At 65.6% G+C, this 18,159-nt stretch carries 14 protein-coding genes; 8 read left to right on the top strand and 6 right to left on the bottom strand.

Translation table 11 applies throughout. From position 1 onward, the window contains the following. Positions 1 to 7 precede the first annotated feature (7 nt). Positions 8 to 637 (top strand): SOS response-associated peptidase, encoded by a 630-nt coding sequence (locus tag ACLBKT_RS08215; protein WP_410182438.1) that lies wholly within the window; start codon positions 8 to 10, stop codon positions 635 to 637. Between the two features lie 106 nt (positions 638 to 743). Here the strand turns inward: ACLBKT_RS08215 and ACLBKT_RS08210 are convergent, their stop codons facing one another. Continuing rightward, positions 744 to 1,115, bottom strand: coding sequence for a VOC family protein (locus ACLBKT_RS08210; protein ID WP_410182437.1), 372 nt, complete (start codon positions 1,113 to 1,115; stop codon positions 744 to 746). A gap of 118 nt (positions 1,116 to 1,233) precedes the next feature. Here ACLBKT_RS08210 and soxR point away from each other — a divergent pair, with 118 nt between their 5' ends. From soxR to ACLBKT_RS08195, 3 genes are all read left to right on the top strand, one after another. Next, on the top strand, positions 1,234 to 1,686 hold the full coding sequence (soxR, locus tag ACLBKT_RS08205) for a redox-sensitive transcriptional activator SoxR (RefSeq protein ID WP_410182436.1): 453 nt from the start codon (positions 1,234 to 1,236) through the stop codon (positions 1,684 to 1,686). Positions 1,687 to 1,830: 144 nt separating this feature from the next. Then, positions 1,831 to 2,724, top strand: coding sequence for an ABC transporter ATP-binding protein (locus tag ACLBKT_RS08200; protein WP_410182435.1), 894 nt, complete (start codon positions 1,831 to 1,833; stop codon positions 2,722 to 2,724). Between the two features lie 14 nt (positions 2,725 to 2,738). Next, positions 2,739 to 6,344 (top strand): M1 family aminopeptidase, encoded by a 3,606-nt coding sequence (locus tag ACLBKT_RS08195; protein ID WP_410182434.1) that lies wholly within the window; start codon positions 2,739 to 2,741, stop codon positions 6,342 to 6,344. Here the strand turns inward: ACLBKT_RS08195 and ACLBKT_RS08190 are convergent. Together ACLBKT_RS08190 and ACLBKT_RS08185 are read right to left on the bottom strand one after the other, a co-directional pair. Next, a complete protein-coding gene (locus ACLBKT_RS08190) occupies positions 6,341 to 6,880 on the bottom strand; it encodes a SixA phosphatase family protein (RefSeq protein ID WP_410182433.1) in 540 nt (179 codons plus the stop codon). The genes ACLBKT_RS08195 and ACLBKT_RS08190 overlap by 4 nt on opposite strands. Then, on the bottom strand, positions 6,877 to 9,504 hold the full coding sequence (locus ACLBKT_RS08185) for an ATP-dependent DNA helicase (RefSeq protein WP_410183667.1): 2,628 nt from the start codon (positions 9,502 to 9,504) through the stop codon (positions 6,877 to 6,879). Before ACLBKT_RS08185 ends, ACLBKT_RS08190 begins: the two co-directional genes overlap by 4 nt. A 402-nt stretch (positions 9,505 to 9,906) precedes the next feature. Here ACLBKT_RS08185 and ACLBKT_RS08180 point away from each other — a divergent pair, with 402 nt between their 5' ends. Together ACLBKT_RS08180 and ACLBKT_RS08175 are read left to right on the top strand one after the other, a co-directional pair. After that, on the top strand, positions 9,907 to 11,523 hold the full coding sequence (locus ACLBKT_RS08180) for a lysine--tRNA ligase (RefSeq protein ID WP_410182432.1): 1,617 nt from the start codon (positions 9,907 to 9,909) through the stop codon (positions 11,521 to 11,523). Continuing rightward, positions 11,520 to 12,053, top strand: a complete 534-nt coding sequence (locus ACLBKT_RS08175; RefSeq protein ID WP_410182431.1) for a DUF1003 domain-containing protein — start codon at positions 11,520 to 11,522, stop codon at positions 12,051 to 12,053. The genes ACLBKT_RS08180 and ACLBKT_RS08175 overlap by 4 nt, the downstream gene beginning before the upstream one ends. A 10-nt stretch (positions 12,054 to 12,063) precedes the next feature. On the opposite strand, the gene ACLBKT_RS08170 is transcribed toward ACLBKT_RS08175, so the two are convergent. Further along, the gene (locus ACLBKT_RS08170) at positions 12,064 to 12,726 is read right to left on the bottom strand and encodes a prolyl hydroxylase family protein (RefSeq protein WP_410182430.1); all 663 of its coding nucleotides are present in this window, start codon (positions 12,724 to 12,726) and stop codon (positions 12,064 to 12,066) included. An 81-nt stretch (positions 12,727 to 12,807) separates the two neighbouring features. Then, on the bottom strand, positions 12,808 to 14,049 hold the full coding sequence (locus tag ACLBKT_RS08165; protein WP_410182429.1) for an RcnB family protein: 1,242 nt from the start codon (positions 14,047 to 14,049) through the stop codon (positions 12,808 to 12,810). Between the two features lie 179 nt (positions 14,050 to 14,228). Between ACLBKT_RS08165 and ACLBKT_RS08160 the strand changes: the two genes are divergently transcribed. Beyond that, positions 14,229 to 14,813, top strand: a complete 585-nt coding sequence (locus ACLBKT_RS08160) for a pyridoxamine 5'-phosphate oxidase family protein (RefSeq protein ID WP_410182428.1) — start codon at positions 14,229 to 14,231, stop codon at positions 14,811 to 14,813. Between the two features lie 52 nt (positions 14,814 to 14,865). Here ACLBKT_RS08160 and ettA read toward each other — a convergent pair whose 3' ends face one another. Beyond that, positions 14,866 to 16,539: an energy-dependent translational throttle protein EttA gene (gene ettA, locus ACLBKT_RS08155; protein WP_410182427.1), complete on the bottom strand. Its 1,674-nt coding sequence runs from the start codon at positions 16,537 to 16,539 to the stop codon at positions 14,866 to 14,868. 120 nt (positions 16,540 to 16,659) lie between these two features. On the opposite strand from ettA, the gene ACLBKT_RS08150 reads away from it, so the two are divergent. After that, on the top strand, positions 16,660 to 18,072 hold the full coding sequence (locus ACLBKT_RS08150; RefSeq protein ID WP_410182426.1) for a M28 family peptidase: 1,413 nt from the start codon (positions 16,660 to 16,662) through the stop codon (positions 18,070 to 18,072). Positions 18,073 to 18,159: the final 87 nt, after the last annotated feature.

Raw genomic sequence — 18,159 nt, 5'->3', positions numbered from 1 at the left:
TCGCGCCATGTGCAACCTCTACCGCATGACCAAGAACGTGAGCGAGGTTGCTGCGTGGTTCGATGCGGTGGCGGCCGCCGGGGGCGCGAACTTTGCCGCGGAGGTCTATCCCGGCTACCCGGGCCTCGTCGTGGCGGAGGGAGCGGTGAGACCGATGACCTGGGGCTTCCCGCTGGTGCTCAAGGGCGCGAAGGGTCAGCCGCTGAAACCCAAGCCGGTCAACAATGCCCGCACCGACAAGCTCGGCACCTTCTTCTGGCGCCATGCCTTCGAGAGCCGCCGCTGCCTCATCCCGCTGACCGCATGGGCCGAAGCGGAAGGCGCCAAGGGTCGCATGACGCGCACGTGGCTGTCGCTCCCCGATGCGCCGCTGTTCGCGGCGGCAGGCGTGTGGCGGCCCTCGGACGAATGGAGCGATTGCTACGCGATGGTCATGACCGACAGCGAAGGCACCGCTGCGGCGAATGTGCACGAACGCATGCCGGTGCTGCTCGCGCCTGACGATTACGCGGGCTGGCTCGGCGGTCCGCCCGATGAGGCGCTGGCGCTGTGTCGTCCGTGGGACGAGCCGATCACCATTGACCGCACGGGCGAGCCCTGGGCGAAGAACGCGGCGAGCCAGATCAGCCTGTTTTGACACAATCCGTTCGGGCTGAGCTTGTCGAAGCACCGTCCTTCTTTCGGGAGCAATGGCCGAAGCAGGAACGGCCCTTCGACATGTTCAGGGCGAACGAAAGCTGGGTTCAATCGTAGCTCACCATTTCAAACTCGATTCCGTCCCAGTCGAAGAAATAGAACCTGCGGCCGGGCTCGTAATCGGCGTGATTGAAGGGCTCCAGCCCGGCAGCCTTGACCACCGCTTCGGCCGCATCGAGATCGTCGACCACCAGCCCGACATGGTTCAGCGGCATCCCCTTGGCGAAGCGATCAACCGGAGCGCCCTTGGTATAGACCGCGATGTAATCGCGCTCCCCGCCGACATGGATTGTCTCACCGCCCAGCTGCGACGGGCCGCGCCAGCGGTCGTGCCAGCCCATCAGGTCGCGCAGCAGGGCGGCGCTGCGGTCAATGTCGCTGACAGTGATGTTGATGTGTTCGAGAAAGCCTTGGGGCATTGTGGGTCCTTTTGTTCACGTCGATCAAACACCCGCCAGACCGCGGGCGAATCAATCACCTTGCCCAGTCTGCAATCTCAACCTAACTTGAGGTCAAGCTTTATCGGAACGCCTCACCATGCCCGCCCGTCTCAAGCCATCCGACCTGCTCTCCATCGGCGAAATCGCGCGCCGCACGGGCCTTAGCGTCTCGGCGATCCGCTTCTACGAGGACAAGCGCCTGATCGAGCCGGTGCGATCCGGCGGCAATCAGCGGCGCTTCCTGCGATCGGATATCCGCCGGCTTTCGTTCATCCTCATCGCCCAGCGGCTCGGCCTGACCCTGACCGAGATCGAGGCGGAACTGGTCAAGCTGCCCCAAGGCCGCACGCCGACGGCCCGCGACTGGGAGGCGATCAGCGCCGCGATCCGCGCGCGTCTGGACGAACGCATCGCGGAACTGACCCGCACCCGCGACCGGCTCGACGGGTGCATCGGCTGCGGCTGCCTCAGCCTGACGCATTGCGCGATCTGGAACCCTGAGGATCGGCTGGGCGCAGAAGGGCCGGGCGCGCGCAAGCTGTGCGTTTGACGGGCGCAGGCGCACTTCAGGCGGTCAATTCCGTCCGACGAACAGCAATCGCGTCGATCAATGGCGCAGCGCGCTCCACCAACATGGCTGTTTTGGCGCCAGTGTGGTGCTATTGAGGAATGGGGCCAAAATCAGGGGACTACAATGCTCGAACTCAGCAACGTCAGCCACGTCTATGCCAATGGTACGCGCGCACTGGATGATGTGTCCCTGACCATACCCAAGGGAATGTTCGGGCTGCTCGGCCCCAATGGTGCGGGCAAATCGACGCTGATGCGCACCATCGCGACGCTTCAGGCGCCGACCCAAGGCAGCATCCGCTTCGGCGATATCGACGTGCTGGCCGAGCCGGATCGGCTGCGCCGCACGCTCGGCTATCTGCCGCAGGATTTCGGCGTCTATCCGCGCGTTTCGGCCTATCAGATGCTCGATCACATGGCGGTGCTGAAGGGCGTGAACGCGGCGGGCGAGCGCAAGGCGATGGTCGAGCACCTGCTCAATCAGACCAACCTGTGGAATGTGCGCGGCAAGGCGATTGCGGGCTTTTCGGGCGGGATGCGCCAACGTTTCGGCATTGCGCAGGCGCTGATTGGTGAGCCGGAATTGATCATCGTCGATGAACCCACCGCTGGGCTCGACCCGGAAGAACGCAACCGCTTCCTCAACCTCCTCGCCGGGATTGGCGAGAATGTGGTGGTGATCCTGTCCACCCACATTGTCGATGATGTCGCTGATCTGTGCCCGCGCATGGCGGTGCTCGCCGGGGGCAAGGTTCGCCTTGAGGGGGCGCCGCGCGAACTGATCGCCTCGACCCAAGGGCGGGTGTGGCAGCGCACCATCCCGCACACGCAACTGGCCGAGATGCAGGCCGCCTACGATGTCATTTCGCACCGCTTCTTTGCGGGCGATATCGTGGTCCACGTGCTCAGTGACACCCAGCCGGAGGGCTTTGCACCCGTATCGGGCGGGCTGGAGGACGTGTATTTCGCGACGCTGGCGGAAACCCGCCGCGCCCCTGCCGCCGCTCAAGCGGCTTGAGAGGAGCGCGCCCCATGCTCACCGCCAGCATTGCTGCATTCGAAATCCGCTACCAGCTCAAGAACCCGGTCTTCTGGGTGTCGGTGCTGATCTTCTTCCTGATCGGCTTCGGCTTTTCCGCAAGTGAGAACGTCAGCTTCGGCACGCCCGGGTCTGTGCATGAGAACTCGCCCTATGCGGTGGTGTTCGCGCTGGGGCTGCTGGCAACCTTCTACCTGTTCGTCATCACCTCGTTCGTGGCCAATGCCGTGGTGCGCGACGATGCCACCGGCTTTGGTCCGATGATCCGCGCAACGCCCGTGGGCCGTATCCCGTTTCTCGCCGGCCGGTTCCTCGGCGGGCTGGTGATCGCGATCCTTGGCTACCTGTCCGTGCCGCTTGGCATTGCGCTGGGCACGGCCATGCCGTGGGTGGACCCGGAGACGGTCGGGCCGGGCGGCTTTGCGACCTATGCCTGGCCGTTCCTGGTGATCGCCATACCCAACCTCATCCTTTCGTCAGCGCTGTTGTTCAGTCTGGCGACGGTCACTCGGTCCATGCTGGCGAGCTATCTCGGCGTTCTGGCGCTGGTGATGGGTTACCTCGTTATCAGCGTGATCCTGTCGGCCGATCCCAGCTATCAGGACGCGATTGCCCGTTACGAACCGCTCGGCATGGGCGCGATCGGCGAGGTTTCGCGCTACTGGACGGCGGCGGAGATGAACACGCGGTTGATCCCGCTTGAAGGCAACCTGCTGTTCAACCGCGTGTTCGTGCTGGTGCTGTCGGCGCTGTTCCTGGGCATTGCGGCGGCGCGGTTCAGCATGACGGAGCGCGCGCCCTCGCGCTGGCGCCAGCGGCGGCTGGCCAAGCAGGCTGCCAAGGCTGCCAAGGCTGCCAAGGCCGGTGAGGTGGCTCCGCGTGTGCTGACCGTGCCCGTGCAACGCAGCTTCGGGGCAGGCCATGCGATGCAGAGCTTCTGGGTGCGTCTGAAGTCCGAAGTGTTGCTGGTGGTCAAGAGCCCCGGCCTGATCGTGCTCTTGCTGATCGGGCTGGCCTTCTCCGCGATCAGCCTTGCATTTGGCCAGACCACTTTCGGCACGCCGTCCTATCCGCTGACCGCCGATGTGATCACTGTGGTGCTCGGCAACATGTTCCTGTTCAGCCTGATCGTCGCGGTATTCTACGGCGGCGAGCTGGTCTGGCGCGAGCGCGATGTGAAGATCGGCGAGATCGTCGATGCGACGCCGGTTCCGGCCTGGGCGATGTTTGTGCCGAAAATCCTCGCGATCTTTGTGGTGCTGCTGGCGATGTCCTTGGTCGGCATGCTCACGGGCATTGGCTACCAGGTGCTCAAAGGCGCGCCGAGCATCGATGCCGGGCTGTACCTTTCCGCCTTCGTTGTGCCGCAGAGCATCGACCTGTTGCTGGTCGCGGTGCTGGTGGTGTTCTTTCAGGTGCTCAGCCCCAACAAGTATATCGGCTGGGGGCTGTTTCTGGTGTGGTTCGTGGCGCGGATCTTCCTGTCGAACCTCGGCTACAGCAACATCCTCTACAACTTTGGCGGCACGCCAGGCGAGCCGCTCTCCGACATGAACGGCACCGGCGGCTTCTGGGTCGGCGGGCTGATCGCGCGGGCTTACTGGGCGTGTTTCGGCGTGCTGCTGCTGGTGCTGTCGCATTGGGCATGGCCGCGCGGCACTGTGGTGGCAGTGGTGCCGCGGCTCAAGGGCATGGCGCAGCGCATCACGGCAGCATCAGGCGGTATCGCGCTGGCGGCGGTGGCGGGCATGATCGGCACCGGTCTTGTGATCCATCACAACATCAAGACGCTCAATGCCTACGAAACCTCCGACGAGGCCGAAGCGCGCATGGCCGAGTATGAGCGCAAATACCTCAAGTTCGCCGCACTCCCGCGTCCGGTGGTGACCGATGTGGAGTTCAATGTCGCCATCGACCCGGCTGAGCGGCGGCTGGATGTGACCGGCCACTATGACCTGCGCAACGACAGCGGGGTGCCGATCACCGAAGTGCATATCCGTCAGGGCGACGATGCGGTCGAATACAGCCGTCTCGCCATCGCGGGCGCCAAGCTGGCGGTGCATGACAAGCGCCACTTCCACCGCATCTACCGCTTCGATACCCCGCTGGCACCGGGCGCGACCACGCGGCTCGATTTCACCTCGCGGGTGTGGCGGCGCGGCTTTGCCAATAGCGGGGCTGCGACCGATATCGTCGACAACGGCACCTTCGTGAACAATTCGGTCTTCGCGCCGGTCATCGGCATGGACCAGCGCGGCCTGTTGCAGGATCGCACCGCGCGTCGGCGGCAGGGCCTGCCTGATGAGCTGCGGATGGCCAAGCTGGAGGACGTCAAGGCGCAGGGCGAAAACTACGTCCATTCCGACTGGGTCAATTCACGCATCACCATCAGCACGGCGGCCGATCAGGTGCCGATCGCGCCGGGCAACAAGATCTCGGACGAAGTGAAGGGCGGCCGCCGCATCGCGGTGTTTCAGAGCCCGGCGCCGATCCTCAACTTCTTCTCGGTGCAATCGGCGCGCTATGCCGTGGCCGAGGAGCAGGCGGGCAAGGTGCTGCTCAGCGTCTATCACGACCCGCGTCACGCCTGGAATGTGCCCGCGATGCTCAAGGCGATGAAAACGAGCCTCGGCTATTTCGAGCGCAATTTCGGCCCCTACCAGTTCGGTTATGCCCGGATCATCGAGTTCCCTGGCTATCAGAGCTTTGCGCAGGCCTTTGCCGGGACGATGCCCTATTCCGAAAGCATCGGCTTCGCCGCTGACGTGCGCGATCCCGAGACGATCGACTATGTCTCTTACGTCACCGCACATGAATTCGGCCACCAGTACTGGGCGCATCAGGTGGTGGGCGGGGATATGCAGGGTTCGACCCTGCTGTCGGAAACGCTGGCGCAATATTCCGCGCTGATGGTGATGAAGCAGCTCTATGGCGAGGACAAGATCCGCCGCTTCCTCAAGTTCGAGCTCGACCGCTATCTCGAAGGGCGCAAGGGCGATGTGCTGGACGAACAGCCGCTCATGCGGGTCGAGAACCAGCAGCACATCCACTACCGCAAGGGCAGCCTTGTGATGTATCTGCTCCAGCACCGGCTGGGCGAGGAGGCGGTGAACCGGGCGCTGGCGCGGCTGGTGGCGCGCTACAAGTTCAAGGGCGCACCCTATCCGCGCAGCCTCGATCTGATCGCCGAGCTGCGCAAGGAGGCCAAAACGCCGGAAGATCAGGCGCTGATCACCGATCTGTTCGAAACAATCACGATCTATGATCTGAAGGCGAAGGAAGCGGTGACCACACAGCTTCCCGATCTTACCTACCGCACCCGTATCACCATCGAAGCGGCCAAGTTCACCGCCGATGGCAAGGGCAATGAACGCCCGGCGCAACTGGCCGAGAGCATCGAAGTCGGCGTGTTCACCGACAGGCCGGGGTCAGGCGCCTTTGCCAAGGCCAACGTGTTGTCGATGACACGCTATCCGATCCGCAACGGCAAGCAGGTGATTGAGGTGGTGACCAAGGGCAAGCCGACCTTCGCCGGGATTGATCCTTACAACTTCTACATCGACCGGGATTCGGACGATAATCTGGTGGAGGTGAGCTAGCTCTCCGGCCCCAGTTCCGGGTCAAAATCCCGCGGCCGCGCGAAGTGGACCAGTTCGGCGCAGTAGCGCTTCAGCTCGCTCCAGTGCTGGATGTCGCATTCGAGCACGGCGTAGGCGGCGGTCGGGAATTTCACGACCGCTTCCTTGAACAGCGCGTTCTCCTTCCCCGGCGCGACCAGTTCCAGCAGCACGTCCTGCAAGCCCGGATTGTGGCCGGAAATGAGGATCGTCTTGGCCTCGTCGTCGCCGCTGCCGGCGTGGGCCTCGATCGTCTCGACAATGGTGTCGAAACTGGCGAGGTAGAGCCTCTGGTCATAGATCACCGGCACATCGGGCAACGCGCCTTCCAGCGTCAGCTTCACCCGCACGGCGGGGCTGGCAATCAGGCGGTCCCACGTCACCCCGTGGTCGCGGATATGCTTGCCAATCAGTTCCGCGCCCTTGCGTCCGCGCGCATTCAGCCCGCGGTCGAAATCGCGCTGGGCGGTGTCGTCCCAATCGGATTTGGCGTGGCGCAGAAGGCCGAGGATCTTCATGGCAGCGGGGCACCTTGCGCAAGGGACGTCGGATTGCCCACAACACCAGCCGCGAGGCGTTGTAAAGCCTGATCGAGCGTGACGCGCAGCACCGGGGTACCCGGCGGGAAAGCTGACAGCAACCGTGAGGGGAAGGCGGGGGAGAGCACAATGAAGTGCCCCGCATCATCCTTGCTGCGGATCAAGCGCCCGAAGGCTTGCGCCAGCTTGGCGCGGATGATGCGGTCGTCATAGGCCGAACCACCGCCCGCGAGCCTGCGCGCCTTGTGGAGGATGTCGGGGCGGGGCCAGGGCACTTGCTCCATCACCACGCAGCGGAGCGAGTGGCCGGGCACGTCCACCCCGTCGCGCAGGGCGTCGGTCCCGATCAGGCTGGCGCGCGGGTCATCGCGGAAGATGTCGACGAGGGTTCCGGTGTCGATCGGGTCGACATGCTGGGCATAGACCGGCAGGCCCGCCCGCGCGAGGCGGTCGGCGATGCGGCCATGCACCGCGCGCAGACGGCGGATGGCGGTGAACAGGCCCAACACCCCGCCGCCGCTCGCCTCGATAATCCGGGCATAGGCGCCAGCCAGCGCGGGCAAATCGCCCTTGGCCACGTCGGTGACGATCAGCACTTCGGCGCGGGTCGCATAGTCGAACGGGCTTTCGGCGGCCGACAGCAGCGGCGTGCTTTCGACATGCGCGGCGCCCGAACGCTGGATCGCGCTGGCCCACAGGTCATCGCTCGGGGCGCGGTCGGTGAGGGTGGCGCTGGTCAGCAGCACGCCGTGCGCAGGTTCGAGCACCACGCGCGCAAAGGGCTTCATCGGATCGAGCCAGCGGCGGTGGATCGCGACATCGAATTCGCGCGCGTCGGAGCGGTCGACGGCGAGCCAGTCGACGAAATCGGGATCAGCCGGTCCGCCCAGCCGCGCCAGCAGCGCCTCCCACGCGGCCAGCAGATCGATCCGCCATGCCAGCGCAAAGCGCGCCCCGTCTATCCGCGCGCGGCCTTGCGCATCGAGCCAGTCGGGCGGGTCGGCCAGGATCGCCTCCAGCCGTCCGCCCAGCCGGATCAGCGGCACCCGGATGGAGGCGAGCGCCTCGGCGGCATTGCTGGCGGCCTCGATCACGTCGCCAGGCAGGCCCGCCGCCTCGGTCTCGATCCCGTAACCTGCGTCGATCCCGCCGCTTTCGTCGCGGGCATAGGTCGCGGTGCGCACGGCGGCGAGCAGGGCTTCGACCGGGCCGAAGGGCGCGTTTTCGGCAAGGCGTTGCAGCCAGCCGTCGGAGGGCAGGAGCTGTCCGGCCTTGCACGCGGCGGCGATGGCTTCGGCCCCGGCCTCGTCATAGCTGGCAATATCGGCAAGCCGCGCAGCAAGCCCGCGCCTGCGCCCGCGCGCCTCGCGCTCGGGGCCGATGATCCAGCGGCGCAGCTCGATGGTTTCCTGCCCGCTTAGCGTGGCGGCGAAGGTCGAATCCGCCGCGTCGAAGACGTGGTGGCCTTCGTCGAAGATCAGCCGCGTCGGGCGCTGGTTCGGGTCGCGCGCGCGGGCGGCGTTGACCATCACCAGCGCGTGATTGGCGATCACCAGATCGGCCTGCGCCGAATCCCGCGCCGCGCGCTCGATGAAGCACTTCCGGTAATGGGGGCAACCCGCATAGATGCACTCGCCGCGCTGGTCGGTGAGGGCTGCGATGCCCCGCTTGCGGAACAAGGTGCCGAGCCAGCCCGGCAGATCGCCGCCCACCATGTCCCCGTCGCGGGTGAAAGCGCCCCAGCGCGCCACCAGCTGCGCCAAAATCGCCGCCCGCCCCGCGAACCCGCCTTGCAGCGCGTCCTCCAGATTGAGCAGGCAGAGGTAATTCTCGCGCCCCTTCCTCACCACCACTGGCGGCGAGCCATCGGCGCGTTTGGCCGGCCACGCCCGGCGACTTTCGGCGCGCAGCTGGCGTTGCAGGTTCTTGGTGAAGGTCGAGACCCACACCGTGCCGCCCGATTGCTCGGCCCAGAGCGAGGCGGGCGCGAGGTAGCCCAGCGTCTTGCCGATCCCGGTGCCCGCCTGCGCCAACCCGAGATGCGGGCGGCCCTCGCGCAGCCGCGGGGCGAAGATGCGGGCGGCGTCCCTGGCATAGGCGCGTTGGCCTTCGCGCTGTTCGGCACCGTCGCCGGTGAGGCGCGCCAGTTGCGCCTCCACCGCTGGCGCGGCGAGTTCGACCTGACGCGGGGCAGGGCGCTCGCCCGCCTCCTCCCACTCGGGCAGCTTGGCGAACAGCCAGCGCTCGGCGCGTTCCGGCTTGGCGATATGCGGCCTGAGCACCTGCGCCCACGGCCAGCGCAAGCGCTCCAGCGATTGCACCGCGCTCCATGCCCCTTCACGCTCGAACCACTCGGGGTCCCGGCACGCCGCAATCAGGGCGCCAGCGGCCAGCTGGAGCATTTCCGGCACGGCGTCGTCGTTTTCCGGCACCGGCAGTCCCAGCGCCTCGGCCAGCCCGCGCGGGGTCGGCACACAGAAGCGGGCGGGGTGGATGAAGGCGAAGGCCTCCAGCAGATCGAGCCCCGACAGGTCAGGATAGCCCAACCGGCTCGCCACCAACGGCGCGTTGAGCATCAGCACCGGCGTATCGGCGGCGGCCATGATCGCATCGCCCTTCGACACCGCATTGGTGCGCCCGTCTGCGGCCCGCAGCCAATGGCCGCCGTGGCTGGCGTGGAGGGCGGGCAGGGCAAGCGGATCGGGGAGGGTCACCTGCGCATAGATGGGCGAGGGCCGCAGCGATGTAAACGCCAAGCGCTTCGGCTTTGCCCCGCCGCCTGTCCTACACCGCTTCGGCGGGCTACAGAAGCGAAAATGGCGGGCGATGGCGCGGCAACAAGCATCCCGTCCCCCTGTCCGTCCGCCACCGGTTATGGAGTGTAATTCTATGATTAAAAACAGAAATATTGGCTTTTGCTAAGGTGACAGAATGTCACCTTTGTCACCTTTATGCCGCCCATTCCGCTTGCAAGCCTTTGCTCTATCCCTAATAGCCGCCCCACTATGACCATCACTCGTGAAGCCCTCATCGCCGCAGCGCAAACCTCCAAGGCCTGGCCGTTTCAGGAGGCGCAGCGCCTCGCCAAGCGCTACCCGGATGGCAAGCCTGGCGGCGTGCTGTTCGAAACCGGCTACGGCCCATCCGGCCTGCCGCATATCGGCACGTTTCAGGAAGTGCTGCGCACCACGCTGGTACGCCGCGCCTATGAGGCGCTGACGGGCGGCGCGGCCACGCGGCTGGTCGCCTTCTCCGACGACATGGACGGGCTGCGCAAGGTGCCGGACAATGTGCCGAACCGCGCGATGCTGGCCGAACATCTCGGCAAGCCGCTGAGCCGCATCCCCGATCCGTTCGAAAAGTTCGATAGCTTCGCCGCGCACAACAACGCGATGCTGCGCGACTTCCTCGACCGCTTCGGGTTTGAGTATGAATTCGTCAGCTCGTCCGATTGTTATAACGGCGGCAAGTTCGACGCGGCGCTCAAGGGCGTGCTCGCCAATTTTGGCGCGATCCTCGATATCATGCTGCCCACGCTGGGTGAGGAACGCCGCCGCACCTATTCGCCCGTCATGCCGATTTCGCCGACCACCGGCGCGGTGTTGCAGGTGCCGGTCGAGGTGGTGGATGCCGCCGCTGGCATCATCCGCTTCACCGACGAGGACGGCAGCACTGTCGAACAATCCGCTTTGGGCGGGATGGCGAAGTGCCAGTGGAAGGTCGATTGGGCGATGCGCTGGGTCGCGCTGGGCGCCGATTACGAGATGTATGGCAAGGACCTGACCGACTCGGGCATTCAATCCGGCAAGATCGCCCGCGTGCTGGGCGGCTCCAAGCCCGAAGGCCTGATCTACGAGCTGTTTCTGGATGCCAAGGGCGAGAAGATCTCCAAGTCCAAGGGCAATGGTCTCTCCATCGAGGAATGGCTGCAATATGGCAGCGAGGAGAGCCTCGGCCACTATATCTTCGCCAATCCCAAGAGCGCCAAGCAGTTGCACGCCGGCGTGATCCCCAAGGCGGTGGATGATTACTGGCAGTTCCGCGCGGCCTTGCCGGGGCAGGAAATCGACAAGCAGCTGGGCAATCCGGTGTGGCACCTGCTGCGCGCCAATCAGGCTTTCGCGGGTGCGGATGCGCCCGGCGCGGGCGATACGCTGCCGGTGCCGTTCAGCCTGCTCCTGAACCTTGTCGGTGTGCTCGGCGCGGGCGCGACGCGGGAGGCGGTGTGGTCTTACCTCGGCAATTATGTCGAGGGTGCCGATCCGCAGGAGCATCCGGCGCTCGATGGCCTGGTGGGCAAGGCGCTCGCCTATAACCGCGATTTTGTCGCCCCGACGCTGGCCAAGCGCGCGCCGGTGGGCGGCGAGGTGGGTGCCTTGCACGCGCTCGACGCGGCGCTGGCCGAAGCCGATCCGGCGACGAGCGCCGAGGACTTGCAGACCATCGTTTACGAGATCGGCAAGATCGAGGAGTTCGGATTCGAAAGCCTGCGGGACTGGTTCAAGGCGCTCTACGAAACCCTGCTGGGGAGCGAACAGGGCCCGCGGATGGGCAGCTTCATCGCGCTCTACGGCATCGCGCCGACCCGTCAGTTGATTGCCGAGGCGCTGGCCAAGGCATGAGGCGCGAGGCCGATCCGCACCAGCTTGCGCGCGACCTTCTGGGCCGCGAGTTCGACGATCTGGAGGCGGACGAGCAGCGGGTTTTGCGGCGGGTCGCCTCGGGCAGTTTCACCGGCCGGGATGCCGATGAACTGGCGCAAGGGCATGAAACCCGCGCCGACCGTCTGGCGGACCGCGTGGCTGAGATCGGAGGAAGCTGGGCTTTCATCATCGGCTTCGGCGTGGTGCTGATGGTGTGGGTGGTGCTCAACAGCGGCGCGTTGGAAATGCTGGGGATGGGGCCGTTCGATGCCTATCCCTTTATCTTCCTCAACCTGATGCTGTCGATGCTGGCCGCCGTGCAGGCGCCGATCATCCTGATGAGCCAGAACCGGCAGGCGCGCAAAGACCGCATCACTGCACGCCACGACTACGAAGTGAACCTGCGCACACAGCTGGAAATCCTGCGGCTGGCGCATCGGGTGGAGAAGCTGGCGCAGGCCGCGCACGTCGAGCGCAAGGACACCGGCGAAGCCTCGCCCAAAGATTGATCGGGGTTTCCTACCGCCAGGTGCGGGTGCGATACCACTTGGTGATGACGTATTTCGCGCCGCTCTCGACCGGCAACCCCGCATGAAGCGTCGCCTCGTTGGGGCGGCCATCGGGCAGGGCATTGTTCCACAGCAGGAGCACGCCCGGCTTGGGTTCGATCTGGATGCCGAGCGCGGTGAAGGCGGTCGCACCGCCCGCCTCGACCGCGTTGAGATAGGCCATCGCGGTCCACGACCGCTGCCCGCCACGCGCTTCTTCCTGCGGCCAATAGCTTTCGGTCACGTAGAACCAGTCATTATGCGGCTTGAACTGCTGGCCCGGCAGGTAGCGCTGACCCTGCACCGGCTCGCCAATGGTGGCCTCGACGCCGAGCAGCGCGTCGATCCGCTGCGAGATTCCGGCAACGAAGGGATCGTGCGGATCAAGATCGCCCGAATAGGAGGTGCGAAATCCGCTTGCGTAATCCAGCTCATGCAGCGCCGAAGGCCGCGCCACGGCGTCGATCATTGCGCACAGCCGGTTGCATTCATCCGCGCTGAGGAAGTCGCCGATCGCGAACAGCTCAACGGCCTCGGCGGGCAGCCGGTAGACGGCTGGATCGGCGGCCAGCCGCGCGCGCACCTGTTCGCCAAGGCGGGCAAGGGCGCTCTGGTCGGGCACGCAGGCAGTCATCGCCGCCGGGTAGCAAGCCGGCTCCCACAAAAAAAGCCCCGCCGGATGGCTCCGACGGGGCTCCTTTGCGGCTGTGACGACCTACCAGAAGAAGTCGTGGATCACGTCAACCACTTCACCGGTGTAGATGTCGACCAGCACCACATCGTCGTAATACCTGACCCACTGGTAAGGACCGTACACCGGCGGCAGGCGGTAGGCGTAAGGGTCGTTCAGGAAGAACCGCGGCTGGAAGAACAGGCTGTCGAGATAGAAGCCAATTCCCACCCGGCTGTAGCGGTGCGAGCGGAACGGGGCGTAGTAGGGGCCGGGGCGGAACAGGTAGCTGTTGCTGCGCCGCCAATCGGCCCAGCCATAGCGCCGGTCGTTGCGCCAGCTGTTGTTCCAGCGGCGGAAGTCACGATTGTCCCATCCCGGACGGCCGTTCCAGCTGTGGCGCCAATCGTCACGCCGCCAGTTGTTCCGGCCATCGCGCCAGTTGTCGCGGCGGCCATCGCGCCAGTCATCACGGCGACCATCACGCCAGTCGTCACGGCGACCGTCGCGCCAGTCGTTACCACGCGCGTCGGCACGGCGGGCATCGCGGGCAATATCGCGTACCTGACCGTTGAAGCCACCTCCGCGATTGTCGAAGCGGCCATCCCGGCGGCCGTCGCGCCAATCGTCACGGCGGCCGTCAACCCGGTCGGCGCGGCGGTCACCACGATTCTCGATGCGGTCAGCCCGGCGATCCCCGCGGTTTTCGATCTGATCGGCCCGGCGATCGCCACGGTTTTCGATCCGGTCGGCGCGCGCGTCGGTGCGGCGGTCGACCCGGACTGCGGCACCATCGCGCCCGCGCCGTTCCAGCTGGCCGGCACGGAAATCGCCGCGCTGTTCGACCCGTTCGGCCCGCGCTTCGCTGCGACGGTCGATGGTATCGGCGCGCCGCTCGCTGCGACGGTCGACCTGAGCGGCGCGCGCTTCGCTGCGGCGATCAATCCGCTCGGCTCTCGCAGGGTCGCTGGCGCGCTGGGCTGCCTGAACGCGCGCGGCGACCTCGCCGCCGAAGCCTCCACGCGCCGGACGCGGAGCAGCCGCCCGTTCAGGCCGGGGTGCGTCGACCCTTGCAGCGCGCTGCGGAGCGGCGCGTTCGGCCTGCACCCGCGCTGGGCCGCTGCGGTTTTCGGCGCGGACCTGCTGGCGTTCGGCGCGCGCCTGCGCTCGGGCTTCGCCGCGGCCATTCTGAAAATCCTGCGCGGCGGCAGGGGTGGCGGGAAGGGAGAAGGCGAGCGCCGCGGCCAGAGCCGCAAGCGATCCGCTTCTCGCAAAGCGAGTCATCATTGGGAATGCCTCCAAAAGCGCCGGCCCACCACAACCGGCTTGTTGAGATGATGGGTCTTACGATTCGCAGACTGTCGCAGGGATGAACCGGCCTGCCGATGTTCAGAAAAAATGCGATGAATGTGAACGCGGCTGCGGGATGCTTGACGGCGCAGGCTTTGCCGCCAAAGGCGTGCGGCATGTTTGACAAGCTCGATGACGTCCTCACCGATTGCCGCAACCGCCTGATCCGGGCGCCGCGCGACCGCAAGTCGCCGATGCACACGCCGGTGATCGTAACCGGCGATGTCGATGCGCGGGTGATGGTGCTGCGAGCCTTCGACAGCGAGCACTGGACGCTGCGACTTCACACCGATGCGCGCGCGCCCAAGGCAAACGTGGTCAGCGCTGACCCGCGCATGGCGGTGCTGTTCTATGACAAGGGCGCCAAGATCCAGATTCGTGCTCGCGGCACGGGGGCAATTGTCACCAGCAGCGCCGAAGTGGACGCGGCCTGGGGCTCAAGCACCAATTTCGCGAGGCGCTGCTATCTGGGGGATGGGCCGGGAAACAGCTCGGACGTGCCGACATCGGGCCTGCCTGCCGCGTTCGAAGGGGTCGAGCCGGATGACGCCCAGCTCGTCCCGGCGCGGGAGAATTTCGCCCTGCTGCGCATTACCCTCACCGCGTTGGACTGGCTCTATCTGGCGCATACGGGCCACGTTCGCGCGCAGTTTGCCCGCGCGGCAAAGGGTGGCTGGGAGGGGCGCTGGGTTTCGCCCTGAACGCCAAGGCGGCGCGATCGAGCCGGGCTGTTTCACCCGGCCCTCTGGCAAATCAGCGCGTCAGCTTCTTGTAGGCGAGGCGTGTCGGGCGGTCGGCCGCATCGCCCAGACGGCGGCGCTTGTCTTCCTCGTAGGCCTCGAAGTTGCCTTCGAACCATTCGACATGGCTGTTGCCCTCGAAGGCGAGGATATGGGTGGCGAGGCGGTCGAGGAAGAAGCGGTCGTGGCTGATGACCACGGCGCAGCCCGCGAAGTTCTCGATCGCGTCTTCCAGCGCGGCAAGGGTTTCGACATCGAGATCGTTGGTCGGCTCGTCCAGCAGCAGCACATTGCCGCCCTGCTTGAGCATCTTGGCCATGTGCACGCGGTTGCGCTCACCACCCGAGAGCTTGCCGACGTTCTTCTGCTGGTCGGGGCCCTTGAAGTTGAACGCGCCGACATAGGCACGCGTCGACATGTCCTGCCCGTTGACCTTCATGTAATCGAGCCCGTCGCTGATTTCCTGCCAGACATTGTTGGCAGGGTTCAGGTGATCGCGGCTCTGATCGACATAGCCGAGGTGGACGGTCGAACCGATTTCGATCGTGCCGCTGTCGGGCGTTTCCTTGCCGGTGAGGATCTTGAACAAAGTCGACTTGCCCGCGCCGTTGGGGCCGATCACGCCGACAATCCCGCCCGGCGGCAGGGTGAAGCTGAGGTTTTCGAACAGCAGCTTGTCGCCATAGGCCTTGGTGAGGTTCTTGGCCTCGATCACCTTGCCGCCCAAGCGCTCGGGCACCTGAATGACGATCTGCGCCTTACCGACCTGGCGGTTGTCCTGGCTGTTCTGCAGCTCTTCGAACTTGCGAATACGCGCCTTGGACTTGGTCTGGCGCGCGGCGGGCGTCTGCCGGATCCATTCGAGTTCGCGCTGGAGCGCCTTCTGCTTGCCCGACTCCTCGCGGCTTTCCTGCTCCAGCCGCTTGGCCTTCTTTTCGAGGTAGGTCGAATAGTTGCCTTCGTAGGGATAGTAGGAGCCGCGATCGAGCTCGAGGATCCATTCGACCACGTTGTCGAGGAAATAGCGGTCGTGGGTGATCATCAGCACCGCGCCGGCATATTCCTTGAGGTGGTTTTCCAGCCACTGGACGCTTTCGGCATCGAGGTGGTTGGTCGGTTCGTCCAGCAGCAGGATCGAAGGCTTCTGGATCAGCAGGCGGGTCAGCGCGACGCGGCGCTTTTCTCCGCCCGACAGGCTTTCCACGGCCCAGTCACCCGGCGGGCAGCGCAAGGCTTCCATCGCGACTTCAAGCTGGTTGTCGAGCGTCCAGCCATCGACCGCGTCGATCTTGTCCTGAAGCTCGCCCATCTCCGCGCCGAGGGTTTCGAAATCGGCATCGGGTTCGCACATCAGCGCGCTGATTTCATTGAAGCGGTCAACCATGTCGGCAATTCCGCGCGCGCCGTCCTTGACGTTTTCGAGCACGGTCTTGCTGTTATCCAGCTCCGGCTCCTGCTCAAGGTAGCCCACGGTGATGTTCTCTCCCGGCCATGCCTCTCCGGTGAAGTCCTTGTCGATCCCTGCCATGATCTTGATCAGGGTCGATTTGCCCGCACCATTGGGGCCGACGATGCCGATCTTGGCGCCTTGATAGAACTGGAGCGAGATGTTCGAAAGCACCGGCTTCTGGGCACCGGGGAAGCTCTTGGTCATGCCCTTCATGACATAGGCGTATTGCGCGGCCATCGGATTGGTCCTTCGGGATCGATAAATCGGGTGGTGAGGTTTGGCTGCGCAGATAGGGAAGGGGAAGGGCGAGGGCAAGCGGCTAGACTTGGCCGCGGGGCAGAGATAGCACCCTGCGCCATGAACCGTATCACACCTGCGCTTGCCGCACTTTCGCTCGCTCTGCTTTCAACCGCCGCTCTGGCCCAAACCCCGACGCTGGAAGCGCAGGCGGACACGGCCTTGGAAAGCGACAGCTTCGCCTGGGATTTCGTCGAGGGGATCACCACCGAAGTCGGCCCGCGTCAGGCTGGCACCGAGGATGAGGCGCGCGGGCGGGCATGGGCTGTCGCATGGCTCAAGGCCAAGGGCTTTGCCAATGTCGCGGACGAGCCGTTCATGATGGACACCTGGGTGCCAGGCGACATCGCCCGCGCCCGCGTCACTGCGCCCTTTGCGCAGGATCTTGCCGTGCTGCCGCTGGGTGACAGCGCCGCGACGCCAGTAGGCGGGATTGAAGCCGAGGTGGTGTTTTTCCGCACGGTCGATGAACTGCGCGCCGCCCCCGCAGGCAGTCTCAAGGGCAAGATCGCCTATATCAGCCACCAGATGCGCCCCGCGCAAGACGGCTCGCATTACGGCTTCGCCGGTCCGGCGCGGTGGGTCGGCGCGGGCATTGCCGCCAGCAAGGGCGCGGTGGCCACGGTCATCAAATCGGTCGGCACCGATCACCACCGCAACCCGCACACTGGCGGCACGACCTTCCCCGAAGGCGTCAATCCGATCCCCGCCGGCGCGCTGAGCCTGCCCGATGCCGAAAACCTCGAACGGATGTTCGCGCGCGCCGGAGGGCGTCCGATCACGCTGAAGCTGGAGATGAACCCGCGTCAGGTGGGGCAGACGCAGAGCGGCAATGTGGTCGGCGAGATCGTTGGACGCAATCGCTCGCTCCCGCCGGTGCTGCTCGCCTGCCATATTGATAGCTGGTGGAACTCCCCCGGCGCATTTGATGATGGGGCTGGCTGTGCAATCATCGCGGCGGCGGCGCTCAACGCAGGCAAGGCGGGCCAGCCGCTGCGCACCATCCGCGTTCTCATGGCAGGGGCAGAGGAAACCGGCCTGTGGGGCAGCGCGGCCTACAGCAAGGCGCATATCAGCGAGCCGATCGCAGTGGGCCTTGAAAGCGATTTCGGCGCGGACCGCATCTGGCGCTTCGACAGCAATTTCCGCGAGACCAATCCCGCGTTGCACAAGAAGATCGCGTCTGCCGTGGCCCGTTTCGGGGTGTCGAGCGGCAGCGATGTCGCAGGCGGCGGTGCGGACCTCAACATCGTGCGCGATCAGAAGGGCGCGCTGATCGATCTCCAGCAGGACGGCACCCGCTACTTCGACCTGCACCACACCCCCGACGACACGCTCGACAAGATCGACATCGTGCAGCTGCGCCAGAATGTCGCAGTGTGGACTCAGGTGGTCGGCATTCTGGCGAATGAAGGCATGTCGATCCAGACCGGCACCCCGATCCCCTCAGCCCCGGCGATCGCGGGCCAATAGCCGCGCAAATCCGGCCGCGCCCGGCGCATATTGCGCCGCCCGCCTATCACTTCAGCCGCTTGGGAACGCGGGTGGCTGTTGTAACCT

This window comes from Erythrobacter sp. W302b (genome assembly GCF_046452395.1).
In the GTDB taxonomy this organism is placed as follows: Bacteria; Pseudomonadota; Alphaproteobacteria; order Sphingomonadales; family Sphingomonadaceae; genus Erythrobacter.
This window is presented reverse-complemented; position numbering and strand designations above follow the sequence as displayed.